Source organism: Methylophilus sp., from assembly GCF_035460085.1.
In the GTDB taxonomy this organism is placed as follows: domain Bacteria; phylum Pseudomonadota; class Gammaproteobacteria; order Burkholderiales; family Methylophilaceae; genus Methylophilus.
In genome coordinates this window covers 1-1,717 of record NZ_DATHWZ010000056.1, presented here as the reverse complement: position 1 = coordinate 1,717, position 1,717 = coordinate 1, and the positions used below count along the sequence as shown (strand labels likewise).

The following is a 1,717-nucleotide window of genomic DNA, read 5'->3' as shown; positions in this document are numbered from 1 at the left end:
AGACCTGCTGGCCGATTTGCCGCAGAACCCGTTGCCGGATGCCCTGTTCATCACCTTGGCCGACACACAGCCAACCACCGCCAAATCGGTGCAAGAGACCTTGCAAACCCGTGAAGAAGTGGAAGAACTGGTCATCGATAGCGTATGGATGGAGCGCCTGAATTCCATGCTGGTGCTGGGTAAGCGCATTGCCCTGATTTTTGCCAGCCTGCTGGGTATCGCGATGATCACGGTGATTAGCAATACGGTGCGCATGCAGGTACTGACCCATGAAGCAGAGATTGAAGTGAGCCGTTTGATCGGCGCCACACACAGCTTTATCCGCCGTCCGTTTTTGTATATGGGCAGTGTTTACGGCCTGGGAGGCGGACTGATCGCGGTGGGGTTGTTGTTTGCGATTGTGTTGAATCTTAAACAGCCGGTGCAAATGCTGGCAAATAATTACCAGAGTCATTTCCAGCTGGTGTTTCATCTGGTGAATATTGGTGGGTTGATTTTATTGGCATCGACGTTGATAGGGTGGATCGCGGCATTTATTGCGTTGACGCAGAAAAGGTAAGCGACGTCGCCTGCGTGACGGCTGGCTTTTACTAGATTCAGCGTGCTCAGCAACAGTTTGTCATTCCGGCATCGGCCGGAATCCAGGTATTTTTCATTTATAGCTTGGATACAATAAAAGAGCGAATGCTTCACTTTTGTGAAGTACTTATTAGGTCTTTCTTCAGATAATCACCATTCCTTTTCGCTTCTCAGCGAGTTACTTTTCTTTGCTTGCACAAAGAATAAGTAACCAAAAGAAATGCACCCTAGCTTCCGCTTTTTTCCTGCGTTGCTCATCAACGTGGGCGTCCAACGAAACTCGCCCTAGCGCTTGCACACTTCGCAAGCCACCGCGTAACTCAAACAGACGCTGGCCAAAAACTCCCACGCTGACTGCGCTACTCGGCGCGTCAGATAGGGTCCCTGAAAACCACACGCTTTCAGTGACGTGAGACTCGCCACTTTCATTCCCGCTCAATTATTGAAATTAAACAAAGCTAAAAAGCAAAAAACAAAACAACGAAATTGGTTTGTTGGGTTTAGTTTTAGAAATAAAACACTCATTAAGCGCCCTGCATGCAAAAACATTCAACCACCGCTTCATCGTGCTGGTTTTAAACGGGCCCCTATCTGACGCGCCGAGTAGCGCAGGCAAAATAAGGAGGAAGGGAGCGACTGTCTGAATCCCGCGGTGGCCTGCGGTTTGTGCAGGCCGCTAGGATGAGTTTCGTGACCGCTTATGCTTAAGTCCGGCAAAGCAACGGACGAAAGTCCTAGTTCGAGCAACGCAGGAAACAAGCGGAAGCTAGGGTGCCTTTTCTTTTGGTTACTTATTCTTTGGGCAAGCAAAGAAAAGTAACTCGCCTAGGAGCGAAAAAACGGCGAAAAAGAATGCCTAAATATCCAAAGAAATACCTATTAAAACCTCCAGCAAGTACCACACTTGTCTTCTATTGTAACCAAGCTAAGCATTAACCCGGCCTAGATTCTCCCTTGCAGGGCGCACTGGCTTCTGCATAAGCAAGCCATTTCGCAATGACCTAATCACTGCGAAACATAATTCGGCCCACTGCCCCCCTCCGGCGGTACCCATGTAATATTCTGCGTCGGGTCCTTGATATCGCAAGTTTTGCAATGAATGCAGTTCTGCGCATTAATCTGCAATACCTGCTCACCC

General features: G+C 48.9%; 2 protein-coding genes. One reads left to right on the top strand and one right to left on the bottom strand.

Annotated elements, in window-relative coordinates; all coding sequences use genetic code 11:
• Positions 1 to 559 (top strand): cell division protein FtsX (locus VK958_RS08215; protein WP_325240587.1); only part of this gene is annotated, 559 nt, incomplete at its 5' end.
• 1,025 nt (positions 560 to 1,584) lie between these two features.
• On the opposite strand, the gene VK958_RS08210 is transcribed toward VK958_RS08215, so the two are convergent.
• The coding region (locus VK958_RS08210) for a 4Fe-4S dicluster domain-containing protein (protein ID WP_325240588.1) at positions 1,585 to 1,717 on the bottom strand (133 nt) is incomplete at its 5' end.